This window comes from Acinetobacter sp. Tr-809 (assembly GCF_011753255.1).
GTDB lineage: Bacteria > Pseudomonadota > Gammaproteobacteria > Pseudomonadales > Moraxellaceae > Acinetobacter.
Map to the genome: position 1 here is coordinate 1 of NZ_VWVZ01000008.1, position 20,589 is coordinate 20,589.

The following is a 20,589-nucleotide window of genomic DNA, read 5'->3' on the forward strand; positions in this document are numbered from 1 at the left end:
TTTAGCAAACTTATCAATCAAACCAAGAATCCAACCTTTCTAGCCAAATCCTTGTTTCTCAACAAGTTTTTATCTGCATCACCGCCGATGGATGTGCATTCTACAGCATTTCAGGGCAGGTGCAAGCACTTTTAAAAATTAAATTATTCGGTTGTTTTATTTTTAAACTTTAACTTATCTAATTCACTGATTTATATAATTTAAAATTTATTAATTATCTTAAAAGTGAATTTAAATAAAGTAAGTCACTGTAATTTAATCATTTTTTATTAAATTTGTTTTAATTATCAGCGGAAAAACAACTTAATCTTTATATTTAGCTTTTATTTTAGCCTCCTCACTTCACTAAAAAGTCTTTCCAGCATCCTCTTCATGCTTAAAATACAATCATCCAAATAAAAACAACGGCTTTGATAAGCTCAAAACCGTTGTTTTCAATATTGCAGTCAGAATTTTTGATTAAGAACTTGTGCCTCTCACAATATTCAAGAAATAAAGATGGCGTTCATATTGATCAATAATATCTTGGATTAAATCTTCCTGGGTCCAATCCATCACATCATAATTTTGACCACCTTCTCTTAAGAACACTTCTGCCTGAAAGTAATTGGCCTCATCTTCATCTGCACGCCCTAACATAAAGCTAGGTGGGACAGTGGCATGAGAAACCACTTTATACGTAAAGTTAATTTCATGATGATGATCGACATGCAGTTGCAAGCCATTTTCTATCTCACGAATATCCACTTCTAAATGACGGCGTTTAAATTCACGTTGAATGCTTTCAAAAGCCTTTCGAACTTGCGTATCGATGTATTGCTGAACTTCTTCCTCTGTATGCGGATAATGCATGATCAGCCCCAAACGTTGCTGCCAACTTCTTGGGTTATTAATCGCTCGCGGTGTAATTCGTGCTTCCTGAATCGCTTTCATCTTGGTCACATCAAGTTTCAAGGCTTTCAATAAGCCCCAACTCATTAGCAACATAATAAAAGTAAAAGGCAATGCGCTCATAATGATGGAGGATTGCAATGCAGATAGACCACCGACCAACAATAGAATAATAGCCAATGCTGCCATTAATACCGTCCAAAATAGTCTTTGCCATGTCGGTGAATTTTCGGTTTTAGCAGTCAGGTAGTCCGTTACCAATGCCCCAGAGTCGGCAGATGTGACGAAGAATAACATCACCAATACTGTCGCGAGTAAACTCATCCCCCCTGAAAAAGGCAAATGATTCAAAAATTCAAATAACGCAACAGATGAATCACTTTGTACGGCATGAATCAAACTCACATTATGCTCTTGCATAATATTGAACAGTGCAGCATTCCCTAAAAAGCCCATCCAGATAATGGTAAAACCAGTCGGGATGAGTAATACACCGACAATAAATTCACGGATGGTTCGGCCACGCGATACACGTGCAATAAACATCCCAACAAATGGCGACCATGAAATCCACCATGCCCAATACATAATGGTCCAACCACCAATCCAGCCATTCGGTTGATAAGCATAGAGATTAAAGGTCATACCAAATAGGTTCGACATATACGAACCCATGTTCTGAATGGTCGTTTGTAGTAGATAGATACTTGGGCCCGCAATAAATACAAAGGCTAAAAGTACCAAAGCCAAGACCAGATTCAGCTCAGAAAGACGTTTTACGCCTTTATCCAAACCGAGAAATACTGACATTGAAGCGAGAATACTTACAAAGACAATCAAACCCACTTGGACTTGACTACTTTGCTCCACCCCAAATAAATAATGTAAGCCAGAATTAATCTGAGTAACACCAAAACCCAGAGAGGTTGCTACCCCAAAGACCGTACCAATGGTGGCAAAGGTATCAATACCATCGCCCCAAGGACCATAAATCTTCTTTCCTATAATCGGATATAAAGCTGAACGCGTTTTTAAAGGCAGATTATGACGATAAGCAAAATAGGCTAAAGCCAATCCAACCACGGCGTAAATTGCCCACGCATGTAGACCCCAATGGAAAAAAGTAATGCGTAAAGCTTGCTGTGCAGAGGCTACACTCTCAGGGTCACCACTTGGTGGGGTGACATAGTGCATCACTGGCTCCGCCACACCAAAGAACATTAATCCGATCCCCATTCCTGCAGTAAATAGCATGGCAAACCATGAGCCATTGCTATATTCAGGCTGACTATGATCAGGCCCTAATTTGATTTTTCCACTGGCCGAACAGGCAATATAAATCAATAGAATCAGGAAGACCGCAACAGACAATACATAGAACCAGCTAAATGAGTCTGTGATCCACTGCTTTAATTGTTGAGTCAAAAATTCAAATGAACTCGGTGCGATAATGACGATTGCCAGAAAAATCGCAATAATAATTACCGTGCTTAAAAACACGTTTGGATTGACATTCGCAAAATGCGAAGATGGCTTGGAAGGCATAATTCCCCCACGTTATTCTAATGATAATGGACAGGCCATAATGGCCAAAGAAGACATTCACAATGTGATTAAAAGCGAGCTTAAAGCATGTAAAACTCGAGACTAATTATAAAAAATGTGAAAAATAAAGCAGTTGTAATGCTGTAACAAAGATAATGTTTAACCACTGCACTCTTTTATCAAATACAGATTTAAAGCAATCTAAACGTTAAAAATAAATTTCAGGCATTTTTACAAATGCCCGATGACACCGAGTTCAGTTAAATGTACTAAGTTTTCTGCTGAGCAATATTTTGCCAAAATTTGATGGGTATGCTCTCCCAAACGTGGTGGTGCAAGACGGTATTCCACAGGTGTTGCAGACAACTTCAACGGTGACGCAATCATTTTAAAATGACGATATTGGGGATGTGGGATCTCGACCACCATTTCCCGTACTTGTACTTGGGGTTCTTGTAATGCCTCATCCACATTATTGATCATGCCGACAGGCACTTTGACTGCATGAATCCGTTCTACCCAATATTGTGCAGCTTGGCTAAGAAAATGCTGATCCATTAAAGTGGTCAACTCTCCACGATGTGCAAGTCGATCCTGATTGAATCTAAACTTGGGATGCTCAGCCCATTCAGCTTGACCGATAGCCTGACACAGGGCTTTAAACTGGGCATCATTACCACAAGCAATAATAAAGTCCTTATCTTTTGCCTTAAAAGTTTGATAAGGCACAATATTGGCATGTGCATTGCCCCAGCGCTTCGGTGCCTGCCCTGTAATCAAGTAGTTCATCCCATGATTGGCTAAACCTGCGACCTGTACATCGAGCAAAGACAAATCAATATGCTGTCCTTTCCCCGTGGTTTGACGCGACCAAAGTGCAGCCTGAATCGCAATCGTGGCATACAAACCTGTTTGCAAATCGGTAACGGCAACCCCAACTTTTTGTGGGCCACCACCTGCTAAATCATCACGTTCACCCGTAATACTCATCAATCCCGCCATACCCTGAATGACAAAATCATAACCAGGTTCAGATGCACGTGGTCCCGTTTGCCCAAAACCCGTAATTGAGCAATAGACCAGCCCCGGATTGATTTCGCTTAAACTGGCATAGTCCAGCCCATATTTACGCAATGAACCGACTTTATAATTTTCAATCAGGACATCACTGTCTTTGACCATCTCCCTGAGCAAAGTCTGGCCTTCATTTGACGCTATATCAATCGCAACCGAATATTTATTCCGATTCGCAGATTGATAATATCCCGCCTCTCGTGTGCTTTGTCCCGTATCGTCTTTCATCCATGGTGGTCCCCACATACGAGTATCATCACCCGTTTTAGGACGTTCAATCTTAATGACTTCAGCCCCTAAATCAGCCAGAATCTGACTGCACCAAGGCCCTGCCAAAACCCGACTTAGATCTAGTACACGCAAACCTGTCAATGCACCCATAATGATCCCTCCTGATTATGCTTTTTGTGGATCGTATTGACGATCACGAATAAATAACCCTGGTAACACCCCTGCAATAAAATAGGCTGCTCCCATGATAATAAATGCCATGGTAAAGGTTCCGCCAGAAGCTAAAAAACCGATGGTTGCTGGTGCGATTGCTGCACCCACACGACCGATGTTATAAGCCCCACCAATCGCAGTGCCACGCACATCAGTTGAAAAAGATTCCGCCATATAGGTTGCATTGACGCCATATGGAATCCCATAAAGAAAGCCAAAGGTAATTAATAAATACAGAATATTGTCAGGCGTATTAAAGAAAATAATGATTGGTAAAAAGATTGCACTGGCCAAAGTTCCAAACACAAAAATGGCACGGCGATTGAATTTATCCGCCAAATAACCAGCCAGAATCTTTCCTAAAATCATTGCAGTATAAGAACCAACCATATAACTGGTGAGCGACTTAAAGTTCATATTCACTTCAGTTTCCAGATAACTTGGCATCCAGTTGTTAATACCGTAATAACCGAACTGCAAAAAGAAGGCTGTACTCATCCACAACAGGAACATTTTCCGATGCTTTAGATTGGCAAAAATTTGCTTATAAATACTTTGGCTTTTCGGTTGTTCTTGGGGCGTAACAACGTCCTGCATTTGAGGGGACAAGCTTTTAATTTTTGAGAGCTGCCAAGATTTAGGTTCAGGCACAAAGCGCTGCAAAATGATATTAATTACTGCAGGAATCACGGTAATGAAGAATAGAATACGCCAGCCATGTTCTGGAATGATGGCACCTGCAAGTAAGGTTGCGACGATATAGCCAACGGTTTGACCCGTTTGTAAAGTGCCCAGTACTGTGGTGCGATAAGAAGTTGGAACATATTCAGCCATTAAGGTATTGCAAGCCATATACAGGGCACCTATCCCTAATGCTCCGATAAAACGTAGTGACATAAATTGTTCAAAGCTTTGGGTAAAGCCCAACAAACAGGTCGCAACTGAAAAGAAAGTCACGGAGTGGGCAATGGTTCTGACCCGCCCAAATTTATCACAGGCCCAACCACCCAAAATACCGCCAATCCCCATCCCAGCTAAAGATGCACTACCAAGTGCACCCGCCTGAAAGGTAGATAATCCAAATTCCGTTTTTAAGCTGGTCAGACTATAGGACAGCAACATAATATCGACACCATCCACCACCATGGCGAAGTAGGCAAACAACAAGGCAAATTTCCATGTGTGTGGAGTAATCCGCTCATAGGTTCCCAAATTGGATGGCCATTTGCTCATATTAGGACTTGCTACCGCTTGAACATCATTGTTCATTTGACACCTCATTTTCTCAAATGGGTCTGGTCTTTCATCAATCATTAATGTGATGAATACTTTGCTACAGTGCTATTTATTGTTTTTAGCAAAGTGTCATTTTTCACCTAAAATGCGCTTGATGAATCCTTGACGATTTTAATTGGTATAGGTCAATTTTTTTAGGCGTGAATTTGCCCTAAGATACGCCCGAAAGCGTATCTTTCAATTCAACTAGGTGATGAAACTTTAGTTAGAAAATGCAGCGATACCTGTTTGCGCACGCCCGAGAATCAAGGCATGTACATCATGGGTGCCTTCATAGGTATTCACCACTTCCAGATTGACTAGATGCCGTGCCACGCCAAACTCATCACTAATCCCATTACCGCCCATCATGTCACGCGCCAAACGGGCAATTTCCAGCGCTTTACCACAGTTATTGCGTTTGATCAGCGAAGTCCCCTCTACTGAAGCAATACCTGCATCTTTCATTTGTCCAAAACGTAATGCGATTTGCAGGCCCAAAGCAATTTCGGTTTGCATATCCGCCAGCTTTTTCTGAATCAGCTGATTGGCGGCCAAAGGTCGACCAAACTGTTTACGATCCATGGTGTATTGATGCGCGGTATGCCAACAGAATTCCGCAGCGCCCATTGCTCCCCATGCAATACCATAACGAGCACTGTTCAGGCAAGTAAATGGTCCTTTCAGACCGCGCACTTCAGGGAACGCATTTTCTTCTGGCACAAAGACCTGATCCATCACGATTTCACCGGTAATCGATGCACGAAGTCCGACCTTGCCGTGTATTGCAGGCGCAGACAGTCCTTCCCAGCCTTTTTCCAAAATAAAACCGCGAATTTCCCCGACATTGCCTGTCTCAGAAACTTCTTTGGCCCAGACTACAAATATATCTGCGATTGGACTATTGGTAATCCACATTTTGCTACCACTAAGGCGATAACCGCCTGCAACTTTTTTAGCGCGGCACAACATACTACCAGGGTCTGAACCATGATCAGGCTCAGTTAAACCGAAACAACCGATGTATTCACCTGTTGCCAGTTTAGGGAGGTATTTCTGTTTTTGTGCTTCGGTACCAAATTCATCAATCGGTACCATTACCAATGAGCTTTGTACGCTGGCCATCGAACGATAGCCTGAATCGACTCGTTCAATTTCGCGGGCAATCAAGCCATAACTGACATAATTCAGTCCTGCACCACCATATTGCTCTGAAATGGTTGGACCCAACAGTCCTAGCTCACCCATTTCCCGAAAAATAGCTGGATCAGTTTTTTCATGGCGAAATTGTTCCAATACACGTGGCATGAGCTTATCTTGACAGTAGGCCTGAGCACTGTCACGAATCATGCGCTCTTCTGAGCTGAGTTGCTGTTCAAGTAAAAATGGATCTTGCCAGTTAAAAGAGACACGCTTTCCTTGATTTGCCATGACTTTTTATCTTCCTTTTAATCGATCTTGATATAAGTTCTGCTGTTGATGCTAGGCCAGATTGCACAGTGAAGCAAACGATGTTTTTTCATACAGCTATGCAGAAAACGCATAGCTCAATTGAAATCACTGCTGCTGTTCTGCTAAAAAGAGGGTTCAGGATAAGGTAAAAATTTGAACGATCTTCAGGTCATCACTCTTTTTCGCAATTAATTCAAGGATGCTGTTATGCGACGTATGATTCCCTCATTACAGTCACTAATTTGCTTTGAAGCGGCTGCCAAACATAAAACCTATACCCATGCAGCACAGGAACTCAGCATGACACAAAGTGCGATTTCTAGGCAGATTCAACAATTAGAAGAATTTCTCAATCTGCAATTGTTTCACAGAGTAAGGCATGGCGTAGAGCTCACAAGTGCTGGTGAGCAATACCTCAAGAATATCAAGACACATCTGTTGGGACTGGAGCACAGCACCCTTGATCTAATGTCGCATCAAGGACTGGGCGGTACACTCAAACTGGGCGTGGTTCCAACCTTTGCAACACGTTGGTTATTGCCACGTTTGCATCATTTTAATGAAAGCTACCCTGAAATTACCATTCACCTTGAAACCAGTACCAAGCCTTTTCTGTTTAGTGAACAAATTTTTGATGCCGCAATTTATGCAGGCACACCTGCTCAAGTGGAAAACTGGCCTGGCACCACAGCACATTTTTTAATGCCTGAGGAGGTTGTTGCCGTTTGCTCGCCAGCCTTGATCAAGAAATTTTATCCAGCATCGATTGAATACGACCCACCTGCCACCCTTGATCTAAGTGCTGAACAACTCTCGAAGCTCCCACTATTACAGCAAACCACTCGCCCAGCAATTTGGAAGGAATGGTTTGAGAGTCTAAATTACAATGCGCCATATGCCATGGAAGGCCAGCGTCATGAGCTTTTTTCCATGTTGGCTGTTGCTGCCACACATCATCTAGGTGTGGCATTAATTCCGCAAATGCTGATTGAAAAAGAATTGAACCAAGGCGAACTCATCATCGTGTCATCACATAAATTGACTGGTTCACGTTGCTATTATTTTGTATATGCCGAACAGCCAGACAACCCTATCATGCTGAAATTCATCGAATGGCTGCAACAAGAGACCGCTGTACCGACAATCTCAACATATGCATCAAATTAATTATTTTTAGGCTGATGACTAATATATTGCAATGCAATCAAGCGAGATACCACTACAGCCAGATACATCACCCCACCAAACATTTGCAACATTGCCAGTACTCTTGCAGCTGGGCTAATCGGGATCAAATCAGATAAACCTGTTGCCGACTGTAGGCTGAAACTGAGAAATAAAAGATCCAACCAATGTTGTAATGCCTGCGGTTGATTTGAATTTTGAAAACTGTTCGGTAGCAACAACTGACAGATACTATATAGAAAGGCAAATGCCCAAGCGATGAGGGTAAATACCGCCCCTGCCGCAAACAATTCATCTTTGGTGAGATAACGATCCGCAAACATATAGCGCAACAAACCATATGCTGCATAGAAATAAGCCAACGCTTCAAAACTATGTGCGATGATCTGAATCATCAAATTGCTATAGCCAATAAAAATCAGGATCGAAAATAAAAAAGCACCACTGACAAAAACCAGTCCCCAAAAGGTAAATACAGGGGTTTGACGAATCACTTTAGCGATGATCAGTAAGGCCAATACGCCCAATGACCAAGTTAAGGCACGAAATTCGCTATCGCCATAAGTGAGCATCGCCAAAATTAACAAAGCCAATTGAACCAGCAATAACCATGCAGATGGAAGTAAACGAAAGCCTTGCCAAAATTGTTTTAAGGTTTGCATGTTGTTTTCCTGAATCTTGTTATGGTTTTCATTTTTGTTGAGTGCATCATACTGCATCTAAAAAAGAAACAATCATTTTCGAGAGTTCTTGTTGCAGTCGTTGTTCTTCAATGAGAAAAGTATTTTTACTGGCATAACGCATCATGGTAAATAAGGTACTGTTAATAATCACAAAAGACTTATGTTTTAAGGTCTCAAAATCCCAGTTCGGATAATAACGTCCGAATAAATACATGCCGACTTCTAAAAAATGCTGCTCTAAAACTTGTGCCGCTTCCGAGTCACTATAGGCATGCCAGTTTTTTAAGATTTCGATAAAAAAACCTTGATCGGATTTCAAAGATTCAAAGCCAAAAGCAATACTTAATGTGATGATGTCTTGAATAGAGCTTTGCTGTTGTAGCATCACCAACTGTTTTACCGCTTGCCCCAAGCTTTCACTTTTACGCAATAATAGTTCTGCGATGATTTGTTCTTTATTTTCAAAATACTGATAAATCGATCCAACACTGACGCCTGATTTTTCAGAGATTTTAGGTGTAGTCACCTGTAACACCCCATATTCAGAAATACATTTCTGCGCCCCTTCCAAAATGCTTTCGACAATCATTTTGGCACGTTGCTGCTGTGGTCGTTTTCTCATAAACAGACTCGTCTAGAATGCGAATTGAATGCGAACAATTATTCATATTAAGCTTTGATTAAATAACAATCAGAGGCTTTATGCAATGCAAAACATTGTTAAACCCAAACGCTTGGCCGCGTTTGAAGACATGAGTCAATCCAATATCAAAACCAGAATTCTGAGTTATATGACCCATCAACAGGTTCAGCCAAGTTATGCAGAGTATCAGGCACTGAATACCGCCCTGCAAAGCGGTGATGCACTCATGGATCAACTGCTGCTATGGGTGCTTCAGAATCCGAAACAACATCGTAAATACTTTGAAACTGCCCTATATCAAGGCCTCGATAAACTGCCACATGAAATTCCTGAACTCACTACCTTCTTCCAATTCGTTGAACAAAAACCTGCTTGGTATGATCAAAACAAAATTGATGCTGCACTGAAATTTACCTATCGTTTGGGAATCAATAACGGACTGATCCTCCGAGATTTATCCCTAATGACTGGCTATATGTACCCTGGTTTTAACCAACCCTTGGTACTGACAGGCGCATTAAAAAAACAGGCAGGTACACGTTTGGCTGAAACCACCAAATGGTGGGTCGATATTACCGAACAAAATGGTTTTGAACGTTTTAGCAAAGGTTTCACCTCCACCATTTTTGTACGTTTTATTCATTCACTCGTGCGTCATCAACTGCAAAAATCAGAAAAATGGGATGCCGACACTTGGGGAATTCCGATCAATCAATATGATCAGGCGATGACCAATATCGCTTTTAGTGGTGTGGTATTGCTTGGGATACGGGCTTTAGGCATTTTTCCGAGTAAACAAGAAGTCGACAGCTTTCTACATTTTTGGAAATACGCAGGCTGGCTAATGGGCGTTGAAGAAAAATGGTTAGTCGATCATGAAGCCGATGGTTGGAAACTGATTTACTGGATGCACTTCGCACATCCTCAATCTGATGCCAGCAGCGTTTCATTGGGTTCCAGTCTTTCCAAAGAACCCTTTGAGCGAAAATATCGCTATCTACGTTCTTTCCAACAAAAACTGGCCTATAAGCAACATCTAGAGATTACTCAATTTTTTATTGGCCGTAAGAAAATGCGGAAGCTCGGTTTGGCCCCTCAATCGGCATCTTGGTTTGCGTATTATCTGATTGGTCGTAATTTAGCTTTATATACAGGCGCTAAACATATTCCAAAATTAAACAGCTTCCTTGAACAAAATGGACGGCAGGTACAACGCATTGGCTTGTCTTTATACCGCAATCAAGGGCAGCAACTGGCCAGTATGCATCAATAAGCCATAAAAAAGCCCTCAATCAATGAGGGCTTTTACTTTATGCTTGGTTTTGATTAGTGATCTGACGCGCCAGAAGCACCAATACCTGTCATTGAACGAACAAACTGAGCATCAAAGGCTTTACGTTCTTTCTCTGCACGCGCTGATTTATCAGTTACAGAGAAGAACCAGCAGCAAAGGAATGATAAAGGCATTGCAAATAATGCTGGACCATTGAATGGGTTTGGCGCAGTTTCAGAAATTGCCAAGGTATCCACCCAAACTGCTTTAGATAGAATGATCAGGCTTACCGCACCAACCAAACCAACAACGCCACCAATCACTGCACCACGTGTGGTCAAACCTTTCCAGAACATTGATAACACGAGAATTGGGAAGTTTGCACAACATGCAACTGAGAATGCTAGACCCACCATAAAAGCAACGTTTTGCTTCTCAAACAAGATACCCAAGATCATGGCAAAGATTGCTAAACCTAAAGTTGCAATTTTTGACATCTTCAATTCAGATTCAGGGGTAGTTTTGCCTTTCTTGAACACGTTGGCATACAAGTCATGTGAAATCGCTGAAGCACCTGACAAAGTCAACCCAGCTACCACCGCAAGAATTGTTGCGAATGCGACCGCTGAAATGAAGCCCATGAACAAGTCACCACCAACTGCATCACTCAAATGCACAGCAGCCATGTTGTTACCACCAACCAACTCTAATTTTCCTGTCACTGCTGCTTTTGCAACATCAAGGAACTGTGGGTTGTTCGCAACAAATAGGATTGCACCGAAACCGATAATGAAGGTGAGCAGATAGAAGTAACCAATAAAGCCTGTTGCAACCACAACTGATTTACGTGCTTCTTTCGCATCTTTTACGGTAAAGAAACGCATAAGAATATGAGGTAAACCTGCCGTACCAAACATCAACGCAAGACCAAGTGATAACGCATCAATTGGATTTGCCGCGAGTTTGCCTGGCCCCATGATTTTTGATGCTTCCTCCCAGCTCATACTATGCGCTTGGCTATACACACCAATGGCTTGGTTAAACATATTAGTGAAGCTAAAGCCAACTGCTTTCATTACCATAAAGGCCATGAAAGTCGCACCACTGAGTAACATCACCGCTTTGATGATCTGTACCCAAGTCGTTGCCAACATACCACCGAAGATCACATAAGCCATCATCAATAGACCGACGATCACAACTGCGATGTTGTAGTTCAAGCCAAATAGCAATTTGATCAACTGACCTGCACCTACCATCTGTGCAATCAGGTAGAACGCAACCACGACCAATGAGCTGAAAGCTGCCAAGGTACGGACTGGCTTTTCTTCCAAACGGAATGACACCACGTCTGACAGGTTATATTTACCCAAGTTACGTAAGCGTTCCGCAACAAGGAAAAGTACAATTGGCCAACCCACCATGAAACCAAGTGAGTAAAGTAAGCCATCAAAACCTGAACTAAAAACTAATGCTGAAATACCCAAAAATGATGCCGCTGACATATAGTCACCCGCAATCGCCAAACCATTTTGGAAACCACTGATTCCACCACCTGCCGTATAAAAGTCTTGTGCAGATTGAGTTTGCTTTGCCGCCCATTTGGTAATGAACAATGTAAAACCGACAAAGATCATAAACATAATGATTGCGTGCCAGTTGGTCGCCTGCTGTTCAGCAGCACCTAGGTCTGGACCCGCGAATGCAATACTTGAGCAGCAAAAACTTAGCAGCGTGAACAGTATCGCTTTGAATGATGTCCCTTTCATCTCAGTGCATCCCTTTTTCATGTGCAATGGCCTCAACTTCCTTGAGGGCTGCTTCATTCAGTTGGTCAAGTTTCGTATTGGCAATATAGGAATACACACCGCATAAGATAAATGACAATACGATAATGCCTAAACCAAGGGGAATTCCCCATGTGGTCACACCACCGCTAAATGAACTTGCTAAAAATTCTTTGTTATAGCCAACCAAAAGCATAAACCCAACGTAGATAAACAGCATGATTGCTGTTAATGTCCAACTTAATGTGCGCTTTTTGCTGACCATCTCTTGAAACTTTGGATTTCGTAGAATTCGATCTACCTGTGAATCATCCATAATTGACTCCTTATTTTTGTGTCCAACCGTGGACCCCTTTTTCACATGGGATTTTTCATTATCCAAAGTAACAAGATTATGCTTGACTCGTAACTTAGACTTTGGTCTCTAAATGACAATCTCTACTCCTTGCTATACCCGCACTTCGGGTATGATAAAAAATGGAATTTGATCACGTGAGCAATATGAACAGTTGGCTTATTCTTGGTGTGCTTGCCCTGTATATTGTGCTGTTATTCGGCTGCGCTTTTTTTGGTGAAAAACATGCCAGCCGTTTAAGCACTCGCGGCCGCATGCTACTGTTTAGTTTAACTTTAGGCGTCTATTGCTCATCATGGACCTTTTACGGTGCGACAGGTGCTGCGGTACGTCAGGGGGTTATTTTTCTACCGATTTATCTCGGTCCCTTGCTGTTCATCTGGTTTGGTTATGACATCTGGAAACGCTTAGGTCGAATACGTCAACATCATGCGATTTCTTCGATTGCCGATTTTGTCGCAGCGCGTTATGGCAAAAGCGGCAGCTTAGCAGCACTGGTGACCATCCTTGCCGTGATTGCAATCGTGCCTTATTTGGCTTTGCAATTGCGTGCCATTGCCCTCAGTGCATCCATCATTCTCGAGCAAAATGCGCATATCCATACCACTACCAATAGTGTGTTAGTGCTAACCGCAGTGCTGGCGATTTTGGCAATGATTTTTGGCACTCGCCATATTGCGCATACCGAACAGCACGGTGGTTTAATGCTGGCAGTGGCGTTTGAGTCCTTTGTTAAACTGTTTGCTTTGCTCTGTGTTGCTGCTTTTTTCTTATTACAGTCACCCGACAATATCAAACAGGTCAGCAGCGATGTCAGTCAGCATTTTCATGACCTACAACAACTGGGGGTGCCTGAAACTTTTTGGATTCAAACCCTACTTGCAGGCTTAGCCATGATTTGCTTGCCACGTCAATTTCATGTAGCAGTGGTTGAATTACGGGATGAAAAGCATATTCGTGGTGCACGACGCTGGTTCGCAGCCTATCTGATTCTTACTGTGATTGCGATTATTCCGATTGCCAGTTGGGCGCTACACTCTTTACCTGAATCACTTGGTACACCTGATATTGCGGTATTGGCCTTACCTTTAAGCTATCAACAAGAATGGTTGGCCTTATTGGCCTTTTTGGGTGGTTTCTCTGCATCTACAGGCATGCTGTTGGTGGCTTCAGTAGCACTGTCGATCATGCTCAGTAATGACCTGATCATGCCCGCATTATGGCGCTTTAAAATCATTTCTCGCCATGATCAGCACCTACCTCGCGTACTCAAATTGACACGTCGCATTAGTATCGTCAGTGTGATGTTACTGGGCTTCTTATTCTTCCATTTCTTTAATGATATCAATCAACTTTCAGTCTTTGGTTTATTGGCCTTTAGTGCGGTGGCACAATTTTCTCCCGCCTTGATTGGTGGGCTATATTGGCGTGGTGCAAGTCGCCAAGGCGTCTATGTCGGCCTACTCATGGGCTTTGCCATGTGGAGCTATACACTGCTGTTTCCAACAGTATTGCGCAGCCTACCAGATCACTATCAAGAATTTGCACAACATCTGTTATTGTTTGGCCCCTTCGATATCAATGGCTTACGCCCTGAAGCATTGCTTGGATTCGAATCCTTTGCTCCCCTCACCCACGGTGTGTTGTGGTCACTGGGGCTCAATGTGGTGCTGTATATCTGGGTGTCTCGTCTATATCGTCCAAGTGTGGCAGAGCAAATTCAAGCAGAAAGCTTTTTCTATTATGAAAGTAAACCTCTACCATCGGCTCAGTCCAATACAGATCTAAGCGATCTACACCTGAATGCCGCACGCCTGAAAGTCGGTGACTTATTGGCTCTGGCCAAACGGGTTACGGGTGATAAACCTACCCTTCAAGCCTTCCAACAGTTTTGTGAACAAAACCATGTCGTGTTAAATGAAAATCACGTTGCCAATGGTATGTGGTGGCGTTTCACTGAGCAGTATCTGGCAGGGATTATTGGCGCAGCTTCTGCCCGTACACTGCTCACTACTGCCATGATTAACAATGGCTTGGCACTCGGGCAAGTTGCCAATATTCTCGACCAAGCTTCACAATGGCAGCGTTTTAACCAGAACCTACTCATGACCATGATCGACCATATGACCCAAGGCGTCAGTGTGGTGGATAAAAATATGTGTCTGGTGGCATGGAACAACCAATATTTAAAGCTATTTGATTATCCTAAAGATCTGGTCTACGTCGGCTGTCCGATCGCAGATCTGATTCGCTATAACGCTGAACGCGGTGAATGTGGTCCTGGCCCAGTTGAGGAACATGTGCGTAAACGACTGCACTGGATGAAAGTGGGTAGCGCACATGAGTTTGAGCGGATTCGCAAAGATGGGTTGGTCATTCAGATGCGTGGTAATCCAATTGAAGGCGGTGGTTTCGTGACCACTTTTGCCGATATTACTGCCTTCCGTGAAAATGAAGCAGTATTGGAAGAACGTGTTAGTGATCGAACTCAGCAGCTTGCCAATGCATTGACCGAGCAACAACTCGCGCTAGAACAAGCAGATAAAGCCAATCAATCGAAAAGCCGCTTCCTTGCCGCGGCCAGTCATGATCTATTACAGCCGATGCATGCTGCCCGTTTATTTAGTACCGCATTAGAGCAGAGTGTGCATTCAACGGAAGACCAACAGACCTTGCAACAACTGGATCGTGCCTTGTATGGTGCAGAAAGCATGCTCTCTGCGCTACTGGATATTGCCCGTTTAGAAGGGGGTACGATTCAGCCAAAGCGGCAAGCTTATGCACTGCATGACCTATTAAATGATCTGGAATTACAGTTCAAATCCATTGCTGCACAGCGCAATATTCAACTGTCAGTTCACGACACCAAATTTTGGGTCGATACCGATCCACAATGGATGCGACGTATTATTCAAAACTTTGTCAGCAATGCATTGCGTTATACCGCTCAAGGTCGTGTAGTCGTTGGTGTATTACGTTCGGCACAGCGTCCAAACCATATTCGTATCGGAGTTTGGGACACAGGACCAGGTATTCATGAACAACAACGCCTAAAACTATTCCAAGAGTTTGAACGCTGTGGACATACTTCGCCTTGGGGTGAACAAGGTCTGGGCTTAGGCCTTGCCATTGTACAACGTATGACCAGCCTGCTCGATTTTCCTGTGCATGTTTATTCAGAATTGGGCAAAGGCTCTTGCTTCATGATTGAAGTACCGCTTGCCGAAGCACCAAAAATTCAAATGGCAACACCGCATGTGACAGCGCTACAACATACCGCCTATAAAGTATTGTGTCTGGACAATGACGAAACCATTTTAGAAGGCATGCGTACTTTACTGAGCAAATGGGGCTATCAGATTTTTACTGCAACAGAACCTGAGCAAGCACTACGACTGATTGAACAAGAGGACATTCAGGTCTGGCTGATCGACCAGCATTTGAACCATGATCAACGCGGTCTAGACTTCATTGAGCAACATCGACTGCCCCATATTCCAGTCGCGCTTATTACCGCAGATTCTGACCCAGAGCTCCCGCACTACTTAAAACAGCAGAATATTGTGTTGTTGAAAAAGCCGCTCAAACCTGCAGGCTTACGCGCGTGGCTATCTGGTTTAAAAATCATGCCCATGCAATAACTAGCAAAATATTTTGCAACATAGGCCAAAATGATCAAAACAATGCACTTTAGTCGATGATAAATTGACCAAAGTGCTCAAATCATTATTGGCTATGGCAAAAACGTTCACTTACATTAGTGAACGTTTGTACACTTACTTACAATTTAACAAGTGTTTGTTTTTACTGTTAAATTCAACCCTTAAAATTACATCTACAACTTTAGTCGTATTCTACTTGTTTTCTCGATACCGCATAAATTGATCAAGTTCAACGAAACCTAGACCTCGGCTTGTTGGGTTTCTCATTACAAATTGTCAAAAAGGACATTGATCATGAATAACAGCCACCCTTCAACTGACCATAGCTCACAACAGTTTTATCGCCAATACAGTGCGAATGCCCTGTTACCGGAACTGGACTGGCAAACCATCTTTGTGCACAGCAAACTGGATGAAACACATTTACGCGCACTGAATACGCTTTACCAGGCCGCTGTTCCACTGGCACTCAATGTATTTAACCAACTCAATTTTGATGTGTTTGCACCTGCTGCCTATCACCCACAAGGGCTTGGCTTATTTGAAAAACTGGCAGAGCAAGAAGAGACTTTCTTAGACGCACTCGAAGCAGAATCATCTCATCTTGATCATGAAACACGTCATCAAATCTGGAGTATGCTGTTACGTGGTGGTGCAGTATTGGTATTTAAAGCATGGTTAGGACATGTCAAAGGCGGTGAAAACCAACTGGATAAAACCCAGTTCGATGAACTTTCAGATTTACTGTTTATCAAAACGCGCCCTGAACAATTAGCCCAACGCTTAAAAGTCGATGCCAATGCTGCTTTGACGCACATTTTCTTAATGTATGAAAATGATGTGTTCTTAGACCATTTTAATGGCTTAGAAACCGCTGCTTTATTTGTTGATTTAGGCGTTTATGATGCAGCATTTTTAAGTCTGCGTGATGATCGCGTTGCAGAATATCTCAAAGCCAAAGGCTATGTGACTCAAGAACAGATCGATGACTTGCAATGTGCTTTAAATCCATTGTATTGCGATAGCTTAATGCCAAAACAAGACTGTTTGGCTTAAACTTAGGAAAAACAAGGTGGCTGAGCCACCTTGTTTTTTGTTGATTAGAACTTCATGCTCATACGCATCCAGTAGTTGCGTCCAATATTATTGAACTGCTCACTTGCCCCATAACCAAACATAGATGCGCCTGCTTTATTCAGGTGTTCGGTATAGGTTTTATCTAGCATATTATCTACGCCTACAGAAACATCAACCGCATCTGTGAGCTTATAAGTTCCATTTAAAGCTAAAGTATTAAATGCTTTGCTTTGATTCATGTCGTAGCCAACCACATTACCTTCATTCAAACTCACGCGGTTTTGCTTAGCAACAGCACGCCATAACAGACCCAAGCTGTATTTTTCTTCTACATAACGTAGGTTCACACGTCCTTCTAAGGGTGCAATTTGTGGCAAAGCACGACCATCAGAAGTGTTTTTACCCCATGCATACATAGTTGAAACATCCGCTTGCAAGTGATCTGTAAATTGATAACCGACCCCAGCTTCAGCTCCAGCAATGGTCGCATCTACATTACGCGCCAAAGGATAGCGTTGATTTGATCCACCGTATTGCAACAAGATAAAGTCTTTAATTAAACCCGCATAAGCAGAAGCCCATGTATTCCATGCGCCATGTTCCGCTTGAAAACCTACATCTAACTGCGCAGTACGTTCGTTTTTCAGGTTATCTAAGTTATCAATCATACGATAAGTCGTTTTACCCATCATATCGGTTGAACCCACACCACGATCGGTAGAGGTACTATAGAGTTCCCAAAAATCTGGGGTACGTTCAACATAACCTAAGCCTGCATAGGTTTTTAAACCATGTTCAGGTAAGGTTTTTTCGATACGGATAAAACCACTTGGGTTGGTATCGCTTCGACTTTTGCCATTTTCCAGACTATCAATTTTGACTTGATCAACACGCGCACCCGCGACCCATTTTTGATTCGCATCGGTGTTATAGGTCCATTCACTAAACGCACCATAAGACTGGAATTTCAGGTCATTGCTGAATGGTGAATTCATGCTTGGCATTGCATACATGATCATGTTGCCACCATGCTTGTTATGCTGGGTATCGACCCCAGACACCACACTGAACTTGTCCCAGTCTGTCGTCACTGCTAAACGGGTGTTTAGGGTACGGCGAGCCACTTCCATTTCCATTTTATTCGGTACAGTCATCTCCATGCCATGCATTTTCATGGTTGTCATTGGTGGTGTACGTAAACGGAAATTATCCATGATGTGATTGTTGTAGCTATAGTCAACTTGTGCTTCGACTTTCTTAATCACATCCGTCAGATTCTTCTGTTCAGCATGTAGAGCTAGGCTTTCACGTTTAAATTGTGAACCGTCCATACCACGACCGGCATAGGCAGCTTCACCATCACCTTTACCTGCACGGAGCTCCAACCAAGAATCATCCGTTGGTTTCCAGCCCAAAGCCAAATCAGCATTCCAGCGTTTCCAGTTCGAATGTACGGATTGATCATCACCGTCTTTATAATTATCCGCTTCCGAACGATTGGCATTTAAACGCGCATATTTCGTCTCATCACCAACAGCGGCTTCAACATTATGGTCAAGACGCCCATAAGAGCCCATCACCACACTTGCCTGTCCACGATACGGTTTTTCTTGCGTTAATTTTTCAGGTTCACGTTCAAAAATTACTGTTGCGGCTGAACCCGTATTGGCATATTGAACTGTTTGCGGCCCTTTGATGACGGTAATTTTGTCAAAACTTTCCGGTTGAATATATGAGGTAGGTGCATCCATTCGTGATGGACAAGCGCCAAGGTTTTCACTGCCATCCACCAACATTTTAATGCGTGAACCAAACATGCCTCGGAACGTGACATCACCATTAGTACCGCCATTTTTAATGGCATTAAAACCCATAATACTCTGTAAATAATCTGCCCCATCTGTTGCAGGTACAGGTTGAATCGGCTGTTTAGGATCAGCTTGCACCACCAAACCATTATTCTCATTCGGTTGTTGTGCAGTCACAACAATTGGCGCCAGTGAAACATGAGCATGTGAATGATCTTCTTGTACAACTGGATTTGCCCAGACCATTGCGGTATTTGAGGCAGCAAGAATCGCAACCGTGAGGGGTTGTAATAAAAATTTAGGTTGAGCCATGATCGGTCTCTCTTCAAAACATAAATAAAACAGCGCTAGAGTTCTGAAAACCCTAACGAAAATGAAGTTTTTAAGTTATGCAGAGAGTGGCGGAGCCCGCCCTTGTGGCAATAAGAACAGCCGTTGCAGTGCAAAGTAAACATGCTTGAAAGCTTGTTGATAAGCAACTAAACGGATGTGGATGCGGACCAGAACTTCTTTTACACCCAATTCAGGTGGCAATACTAAATTGGCATAGACCGTACAGTACTGACATTGATGATTGGGATCATGATGATCATGCTGCGGCATCGAGACTTGAGCGTGCTCAAGCTGATGGCTGTGATGATGTGTACTATGTGCCGAGTGACTTTGCGCTGTTTCCGCTTGAGGCAAAAGCAATGCCTTGGTAATGGTTTCACATACAGGCGCGATTTGATATTGCTTCGGAAGTAGCGGCTGCAAGAAAACCGCAATCTGTAAACAGACCGCGGTGAATGCGAGTAACAAACCACAACGAAACAAAGAAAGCATCTTTAACAGTGTTTATCGCTTAACGTTTGACGCTTACTTTTTCTTTTTCACGTTGGCGAACTACTTTTTCCACTTTTTCACGTGCACGCTGACGCTTTAATGGCGATAAATAATCGACAAAAAGTTTGCCATTTAAGTGATCCATTTCATGTTGGATACAAACAGCGAGAAGTTCGTCAGCTTCTAACACAAATGCTTGACCTTCAAGGTTAATTGCCTCGATTTTTACACGTGACGGACGCTCAACTTTATCGTATATTTGAGGCACAGAGAGACAGCCTTCTTCATAAGGCTGAGTATCTTCGGTCAGTGGAATGACTTTGGGGTTAATGAACACCATCGGTTGGTTTTTCTCTTCAGAGATGTCCATAACAATAAGCTGAATATGATGATCAACCTGAGTTGCCGCTAAACCTATACCCGGTGCCTCGTACATGGTTTCAAACATATCTGCTGCAAGCTGACGAATATCATCAGTGACTTCTTCGACTGGTTTGGCGATGGTACGAAGGCGGGGATCAGGAAAACTTAGAATAGGTAATAAGGCCATACAGTCGTCCTCACTTATGCCATTGATCAAAAAACCAACTAAAGGGAATACTTGATCAAA

Annotated in this window: 15 protein-coding genes; 4 read left to right on the forward strand and 11 right to left on the reverse strand. The window is 42.8% G+C overall.

Features of this window, described 5'->3' with window-relative positions; genetic code table 11:
• Positions 1–459: 459 nt before the first annotated feature.
• The 4 genes from F3J02_RS16045 to F3J02_RS16060 form a co-directional block, all read right to left on the reverse strand.
• The gene (locus F3J02_RS16045; protein ID WP_167250889.1) at positions 460–2,436 is read right to left on the reverse strand and encodes a BCCT family transporter; all 1,977 of its coding nucleotides are present in this window, start codon (positions 2,434–2,436) and stop codon (positions 460–462) included.
• A 231-nt stretch (positions 2,437–2,667) separates the two neighbouring features.
• The gene (locus F3J02_RS16050) at positions 2,668–3,891 is read right to left on the reverse strand and encodes a CaiB/BaiF CoA transferase family protein (RefSeq protein WP_167250891.1); all 1,224 of its coding nucleotides are present in this window, start codon (positions 3,889–3,891) and stop codon (positions 2,668–2,670) included.
• A gap of 15 nt (positions 3,892–3,906) precedes the next feature.
• Positions 3,907–5,223, reverse strand: a complete 1,317-nt coding sequence (locus tag F3J02_RS16055; protein ID WP_167250893.1) for an MFS transporter — start codon at positions 5,221–5,223, stop codon at positions 3,907–3,909.
• A gap of 228 nt (positions 5,224–5,451) precedes the next feature.
• Positions 5,452–6,660: an acyl-CoA dehydrogenase gene (locus F3J02_RS16060; protein ID WP_167250895.1), complete on the reverse strand. Its 1,209-nt coding sequence runs from the start codon at positions 6,658–6,660 to the stop codon at positions 5,452–5,454.
• Positions 6,661–6,888: 228 nt separating this feature from the next.
• On the opposite strand from F3J02_RS16060, the gene F3J02_RS16065 reads away from it, so the two are divergent.
• Positions 6,889–7,848 (forward strand): LysR family transcriptional regulator, encoded by a 960-nt coding sequence (locus F3J02_RS16065; RefSeq protein ID WP_167250897.1) that lies wholly within the window; start codon positions 6,889–6,891, stop codon positions 7,846–7,848.
• Here the strand turns inward: F3J02_RS16065 and F3J02_RS16070 are convergent.
• Together F3J02_RS16070 and F3J02_RS16075 are read right to left on the reverse strand one after the other, a co-directional pair.
• Positions 7,845–8,528, reverse strand: a complete 684-nt coding sequence (locus F3J02_RS16070; RefSeq protein WP_167250899.1) for an ion channel — start codon at positions 8,526–8,528, stop codon at positions 7,845–7,847. The genes F3J02_RS16065 and F3J02_RS16070 overlap by 4 nt on opposite strands.
• A 46-nt stretch (positions 8,529–8,574) precedes the next feature.
• Entirely contained in the window at positions 8,575–9,171 is a 597-nt protein-coding gene (locus tag F3J02_RS16075; RefSeq protein WP_167250901.1) for a TetR/AcrR family transcriptional regulator, read from the reverse strand.
• A gap of 85 nt (positions 9,172–9,256) precedes the next feature.
• On the opposite strand from F3J02_RS16075, the gene F3J02_RS16080 reads away from it, so the two are divergent.
• Positions 9,257–10,465 (forward strand): oxygenase MpaB family protein, encoded by a 1,209-nt coding sequence (locus F3J02_RS16080; protein WP_167250903.1) that lies wholly within the window; start codon positions 9,257–9,259, stop codon positions 10,463–10,465.
• A 53-nt stretch (positions 10,466–10,518) separates the two neighbouring features.
• On the opposite strand, the gene F3J02_RS16085 is transcribed toward F3J02_RS16080, so the two are convergent.
• Together F3J02_RS16085 and F3J02_RS16090 are read right to left on the reverse strand one after the other, a co-directional pair.
• On the reverse strand, positions 10,519–12,234 hold the full coding sequence (locus F3J02_RS16085; protein ID WP_167250905.1) for a cation acetate symporter: 1,716 nt from the start codon (positions 12,232–12,234) through the stop codon (positions 10,519–10,521).
• Between the two features lies 1 nt (position 12,235).
• Complete coding sequence (locus F3J02_RS16090; protein ID WP_004656466.1) at positions 12,236–12,568, reverse strand: DUF485 domain-containing protein; 333 nt, start codon at positions 12,566–12,568, stop codon at positions 12,236–12,238.
• Positions 12,569–12,753: 185 nt separating this feature from the next.
• On the opposite strand from F3J02_RS16090, the gene F3J02_RS16095 reads away from it, so the two are divergent.
• Entirely contained in the window at positions 12,754–16,248 is a 3,495-nt protein-coding gene (locus F3J02_RS16095; RefSeq protein ID WP_167250907.1) for a PAS domain-containing hybrid sensor histidine kinase/response regulator, read from the forward strand.
• A gap of 315 nt (positions 16,249–16,563) precedes the next feature.
• Positions 16,564–17,325 (forward strand): hypothetical protein, encoded by a 762-nt coding sequence (locus tag F3J02_RS16100; RefSeq protein ID WP_167250909.1) that lies wholly within the window; start codon positions 16,564–16,566, stop codon positions 17,323–17,325.
• 44 nt (positions 17,326–17,369) lie between these two features.
• Here the strand turns inward: F3J02_RS16100 and F3J02_RS16105 are convergent, their stop codons facing one another.
• From F3J02_RS16105 to def, 3 genes are all read right to left on the reverse strand, one after another.
• Positions 17,370–19,466, reverse strand: a complete 2,097-nt coding sequence (locus tag F3J02_RS16105; protein WP_167250911.1) for a TonB-dependent copper receptor — start codon at positions 19,464–19,466, stop codon at positions 17,370–17,372.
• Positions 19,467–19,541: 75 nt separating this feature from the next.
• Complete coding sequence (locus F3J02_RS16110) at positions 19,542–19,979, reverse strand: DUF2946 family protein (RefSeq protein ID WP_167250913.1); 438 nt, start codon at positions 19,977–19,979, stop codon at positions 19,542–19,544.
• Positions 19,980–19,998: 19 nt separating this feature from the next.
• Entirely contained in the window at positions 19,999–20,529 is a 531-nt protein-coding gene (def, locus tag F3J02_RS16115; protein ID WP_004802009.1) for a peptide deformylase, read from the reverse strand.
• Between the last annotated feature and the right edge of the window lie 60 nt (positions 20,530–20,589).